At 72.7% G+C, this 5,175-nt stretch carries 6 protein-coding genes; all 6 read right to left on the bottom strand.

Features of this window, described 5'->3' with window-relative positions; all coding sequences use genetic code 11:
• Window positions 1-261 precede the first annotated feature (261 nt).
• On the bottom strand, window positions 262-1,659 hold the full coding sequence (locus ETD85_RS59885; protein WP_138698694.1) for a DHA2 family efflux MFS transporter permease subunit: 1,398 nt from the start codon (window positions 1,657-1,659) through the stop codon (window positions 262-264).
• Window positions 1,628-2,173 carry a helix-turn-helix transcriptional regulator gene (locus ETD85_RS59880; protein ID WP_138698693.1) on the bottom strand — a complete coding sequence of 182 codons (546 nt, stop codon included), beginning with the start codon at window positions 2,171-2,173 and terminating at the stop codon, window positions 1,628-1,630. Before ETD85_RS59880 ends, ETD85_RS59885 begins: the two co-directional genes overlap by 32 nt.
• 19 nt (window positions 2,174-2,192) lie before the next feature.
• Window positions 2,193-2,807 carry a DUF6596 domain-containing protein gene (locus ETD85_RS59875; RefSeq protein ID WP_206059595.1) on the bottom strand — a complete coding sequence of 205 codons (615 nt, stop codon included), beginning with the start codon at window positions 2,805-2,807 and terminating at the stop codon, window positions 2,193-2,195.
• The gene (locus ETD85_RS65305; RefSeq protein ID WP_206059594.1) at window positions 2,765-3,190 is read right to left on the bottom strand and encodes a YciI family protein; all 426 of its coding nucleotides are present in this window, start codon (window positions 3,188-3,190) and stop codon (window positions 2,765-2,767) included. Before ETD85_RS65305 ends, ETD85_RS59875 begins: the two co-directional genes overlap by 43 nt.
• A gap of 76 nt (window positions 3,191-3,266) precedes the next feature.
• Complete coding sequence (locus ETD85_RS59865) at window positions 3,267-4,106, bottom strand: alpha/beta fold hydrolase (RefSeq protein WP_170247456.1); 840 nt, start codon at window positions 4,104-4,106, stop codon at window positions 3,267-3,269.
• A gap of 123 nt (window positions 4,107-4,229) precedes the next feature.
• On the bottom strand, window positions 4,230-5,175 hold a 946-nt coding region (locus ETD85_RS59860; protein ID WP_138698691.1), incomplete at its 5' end, for a M1 family metallopeptidase.

The raw sequence follows: 5,175 nt of genomic DNA, 5'->3' as shown, positions 1-5,175 counted from the left end.
TCCTGGTCTCGGCCTTCTACGAGCCCGCCGGAGCGCTGCCGAGACCTTCAGGCCCGGCCGACCTCCAGGTCTGGCTCGACCCCACCGACGACTGGGCCTTGCTCACCAGCCTGCACACGGCCGGCGTCATCACGGTGGGAGCCCGCGGCGCGGCCTGACCGTACGGCGAGGCAGGCCCCTTAGGGTGGGTGCTTCGGGTCTCGCCGGATCGCCTGCAGCAACACGCTGGCCTGGGCTCTGACCGGAGCGGCGGTGACGGGGCTACCCGGCGGCCTGGACCGGGAGCCGGCGCGGCAGCAGGAGCGCGGCCGCCGCGCCGAGCAGGGCCACACCGCCGAGGACCAGGACCGCCTGGTGGAAACCGGTGAGGGCGGAGCCGGTGGCCGTGGAGCGGGTGGCGAAGAGCGTGGCCAGCAACGCGATGCCGAAGGACCCGGCCAGCCGCTGGACCACGCTGAACAGCGTGTTGCCGTCGGGGATGCGGTCCTGCGGCAGGCCGCCGAGCAGGGCCAGCACCAGAGGCTGGCTGGTCAGCCCGATGGCCGCGCCGCGCCCGCACAGCACCAGCGTGGTGACCCACACCGGAGTGTCGGCGCTCAGCAGGGCCATCGCCCCGGTCATGACCGCCAGGAACAGCATCCCGGCCAGCACCACGACCCTGACCGACCAGCGCTCCACGAGCCGCGTGCCGAGCGGCGCGGACAGCCCCATCGCCAGGCCCTGCGGAAGGAGCGCCAGCCCGACGATCGCGGTCGAGTGGTGCTGGATGTTCTGCAGCAGGAGCGGGGCCAGGAACAGCACGGCGAACAGGACCACGCTCGACAGCGCGCACAGGGCGAGGGTGAGCGCGCGGGCCCGGTGCCGGACGAGCCCGAGGTCGAGAGCGGGATTCGTGCGGGAACGCGCCCACATCACGTATCCGGCGAGCAGGATCAGGCCGAGCGGCCACCAGGGGTCGGCCCAGCCGTGGCTCATCGCCTGCTCGACGCCGTACGTGACCGTGCCGAGGCCGGCGGCGAGCAGCGCCATGCCCGGCAGGTCGAGGCGGGCGCGCGGATCCGGCCGGGTCCCCAGGCCCGCCCGGTAGGCGGCGATCACGCCAGGCAGGGCGAGCAGGCCGATCGGCAGGTTGACGAGGAAGATCGCGCGCCAGCCGTACACGCTGATCAGGAGCCCGCCCGCGGAGACCCCGAGCGCCGGGGCGGCGAAGAACGCCAGCGCCGCCGCGATCGGCATCTTCCTGGTGTCCCGGACGGCGCCGCCGCCGCCGATCAGCAGCCCGACGGCGAGCGGCACCATGGGAGCGCCCGCCAGGCCCTGGAGCGCGCGGAAGACGATCAGCGCGCTCGCGCCCTGCGCGAGCGCGCAGGCGAGGGAGGTGAGGGTGAACAGGGCGAGGCTGGCCGCGTACGTGGGGAGCAGGCCGAAGCGGCGGGCCAGGAACGAGGTGGCGGCCAGGCCGACGGCCATGGCGAGCAGGTAGCCGCTGACGGCCCACTGGACCGTGGCGAGCGGCCGGTCGAGCTCGCGGACCAGGTCGGGCACGGCCACGTTGACGATCGACGTGTCGATCATGGAGAGGACGGGCCCCGCGATGAGCACCAGGGTGGTCAGGAGGGCGGGGCGGTCAGCGGCCGTGGTCGTCTTGGGGGGATTCATCGGGAGGTTCCTCCAGCGCGGTGGCGAGCTCGTCCAGCCAGGCCAGCTCGAGACGCTGCCGATCGATGTTGAATCGGAGAACACGCAGCCCCCAGGGGTGCTGCTCGGAGGAGGCCACGAGCTCCTCCTGGGAGGCCAGGGAGTGCTCGACGCTCGCGCGACGCGCCTGGATGACGCGCAGGCGCATCTCCGGGTCCATCAGGTCGAACATGCCGACGCGGACCTGGAACTCCTCATCCTTGACCAGCACGGCGGGGTCGGCGTTGTGCAGGAGCTCGCGCAGGCGGTCGCGCCCCCTGCCGGTGAGGCGGTACACGGTGCGGGGCGGACGGCCTGGAGTGGTCTCCTCCGCCACCTTCTCGATCTCGCCGCGCTGCTCGAACCTGCGCAGCGCGGGATAGAGCGTGTTGTTGTTCAGGAACCCGCCGGTGATCCGCTCGACGAGCTTCTTGATCTCGTAGCCGTGCTTCGGGCCCCGGAGCAGGCCGCGCAGGATCACTATGTCGGAGTACACTAGTCCAAAATAACATAGGTTAGGAAAACATACTGGCCGCCTCGGCCAGGCGGGCGGCGAGGAACTCGCGTTCGACCGCGTTGTCGGCGAGGTCCAGCGCCGCGTGGTGGGCGACGGCAGCCTCGCGGGGCCGGTCGAGCCGGCGCAGCAGATCGGCTCGGACGGCCGGAAGATAGTGGTACGCGGCGAGCCGGTCGTCCCGCGTCAGGGCGTCGATCTCCGCAAGGGCGACCAGGGGACCGTGCACCATCGAGATCGCCACGACCCGGTTGAGCGCGACGACCGGGGCGGGCCAGACCTTCAGCAGCTCGTCGTAGAGCCACAGGATCTGGCGCCAGTCGGTCGCCGCGTAGCCGGCGGCCGTGGCGTGCAGGCAGGCGATGCCGGCCTGCAGCGCGTACCGGCCGGCCCGGCCGGTACGGAACGCCCGCTCGACCAGGCGGCGCCCCTCCTCGATGGCGGCCCGGTCCCATTGGGCGCGGTCCTGATCCTCCAGCAGCACGAGCCGGCCCTGAGCGTCGGTCCGGGTGGTCCGCCGGGCGTCGGTGAGCAGCAGCGCGAGCAGCCCGCGGACCTCCGCCTCGTCGGGCATCAGCTCCACGAGCATCCGGGCCAGGACCAGCGCGCGGTCCACCAGATCGGCGCGGACAGCTTGTCGGCGTCCGGGACCCGGTACGGGATCGCCGCCGCGGTGATCTTCTTCTTGGCGCGGGTGACCCGGGCCGCCATGGTCGGCTCGGACACCAGCCAGGCGCCGGGCGCGCCGTCGCGGCGAGCACGAAGCCCCGCTCGCGACAGTGCGCCTCCGCCGAAGAATCCGGCGACGACCTCTTTGGCCTCGATGAACGGGCCGTCGGTGACGAGGTCGCCGTCGCGTACGGACGTGGCCGTGGTGCTGGGCTGCAGCGCGTACCCCGCGACCCCGCGCCCGCCCAGCTCCTCGACCTGCGCCGGGTACCGTTCGAGCGCCGCTTCGTACTCGGGCGAGATCTTCATCGGGTCGGCCGGTGCCGGCATGTAGACAAAGACTCCGTACTGGGGCGCCAGCACCCGGCGAACGAGAACAGCCCGAATCGACAACAAGACCCGGCGATCAGGAGCCGAGGAGGCGGCGTACCCGGTCGGCGACGAGGTCCGGCTGCTCGGCCTGGATGAAGTGCCCTGAGGCGACCTCCTCCCAGCGCCCGTCGGGCAGGCTCTCGGCGTAGCGGCGCTGGTGCTCGCGGATGGCGGCGTTCTGGCGCTCCCGTCCTTTGGCGGCGTGGGCCGCGGACAGCATGATCGTCGGGCATTTGGGGAGCTGGGGCGGCCGGGCGCGGAACTGCGGGATGGCGGCGGCCACCGCCCGCACCTCCTTGCGGGTCTGGGCGGTCCCGGCGGGAGTGAAGTCCTCGGCGAGCATGGTCTGGTGGGTGTCGGCGGAGAACAGGCGCCGGAGATTGCCGCCGAACAGCCGTGCCAGGGGCCGGAAGCCGCTGAGCCTCTGCGCCACGGCCAGCCAGCGGTCGATCGTCTTGGTGGTCTCGTCCCAGGTGTCGTACACGGGGGAGGTCTCCGGCAGGACATCGACCAGCAGCAGCCCCCGCAGCCGCGATCCCAGGCGCTCGGCGGCGCGGCGGGCGACCAGCCCGCCCATGCTGTGCGCGACGAGCACGAACGCGCCAGGGACGACGGCCTCGGTCATCGCGACCAGGTCGGCGGCCATGTCCTCGATGCCGAGCCGCTGGGTGGTGCGGCCGCTGAGCGCGCGCCCGGCGCGGTCGTAGGTCACCAGCCGCGCGTGCCCGGCCAGCGGCGGCAGCACCGGGTCCCAGCAGGTCCGGCCGCAGCCCTGGCCCGCCTCGAAGACCACCCAGTCCGGCCCCTGGCCGGACTCCTCGACATAGACGTGCCGGCCGTTCACCGGCACCGCCCGCCCCGGCAGCTCCCGCATGCCGCCTCCTTCACGCCGCTGCTTTTTCATTCTTGATAACGGTATCGCAAATGAAATCGTTGGGCCATGGACCCGCATCGGGGATGGAGCAGGGGAGTGCGCGGTGCCGGGCTCGACGCCTTCTCAGCGGAGCGGGGGCAGCGGCTTGTCGTGCAGCCACGCCGACAGCAGCGGCCCCACCGGCCGCGTGGTGGCCCGCTGGACGTGTCCGGCGAAGTCTCGTGTGGTGACGTTCGCGTGCCGGCGCCCGGCCGTCCAGCCGCGCAGCACGGGGAAGAAGACCTCGTCCCCCAGCGTCCGGCGCAGCGCGTGCACGGTCAGGGCCCCCCGCTTGTACACGCGGTCGTCGAACAGCAGGTCCACCCCCGGATCTGCCAGCACGAAGTCCTGGGGGAGTGCGGAGAGCCGCTGGTGCCAGCGCCGGGCGTGATCGGCGGCGGACGGGCCGCCCGACGCCTCCGACCAGAGCCACTCGGCGTAGGTGGCGAACCCCTCCTGCAGCCAGATGTCGCTCCAGCAGGAGACTGTGAGGCTGTTGCCGAACCACTGGTGCGCCAGCTCGTGCGCGACCAGCCGCTCGAAGCCGCGCCGCCCGTCCACGTGGTTCCTGCCGAAGATCGACATGCCTTGGGCCTCGACCGGGATGTCCAGCTCGTCGTCGGCGACGACGGCGACGTAGCCGGTGAACGGGTAGGGCCCGAACAGGTCGGAGAACACCGCCATCATCTCGCCCTGCCGCCCGAAGTCGTGGCGGACGCGGGTGCCCAGGCGCGCCGGGTGGGCCAGCCGGGTGCCCGCGACCTCCGCGAGCTGGTAGCGCCCGATCTGCACGCTGGCCAGATAGCTCGCCATGGGCTCCGGCTGGTCGTAGATCCACGTCGTGGTGCCGGCCCCGCGGCGCTGGGCGGCGAGCACGCCGTTCGCGATGACCCGGTACGCCGACCCGGCCGTCACGGAGATCCGGTACGACGCCTTGTCCCCAGGCCGGTCGTTGCACGGGAACCAGGAGGGCGCGCCGATCGGCTGCCCGGCCACCAGCGCGCCGTCGGTCATGGACACGCGGTGGTGT

Source organism: Nonomuraea zeae (assembly GCF_005889725.1).
Lineage (GTDB): Bacteria > Actinomycetota > Actinomycetes > Streptosporangiales > Streptosporangiaceae > Nonomuraea > Nonomuraea zeae.
Note: the sequence above shows the minus strand (reverse complement) of the source record. Positions and strands in the feature narration are given on the sequence as shown.

Excerpts from the sequence above, each read along its gene's own strand:
- ETD85_RS59885 (WP_138698694.1), bottom strand. The coding sequence starts at position 1,659 with ATGAATCCCCCCAAGACGACCACGGCCGCTGACCGCCCCGCCCTCCTG.
- ETD85_RS65305 (WP_206059594.1), bottom strand. The coding sequence starts at position 3,190 with ATGCCGGCACCGGCCGACCCGATGAAGATCTCGCCCGAGTACGAAGCG.
- ETD85_RS59865 (WP_170247456.1), bottom strand. The coding sequence starts at position 4,106 with ATGCGGGAGCTGCCGGGGCGGGCGGTGCCGGTGAACGGCCGGCACGTC.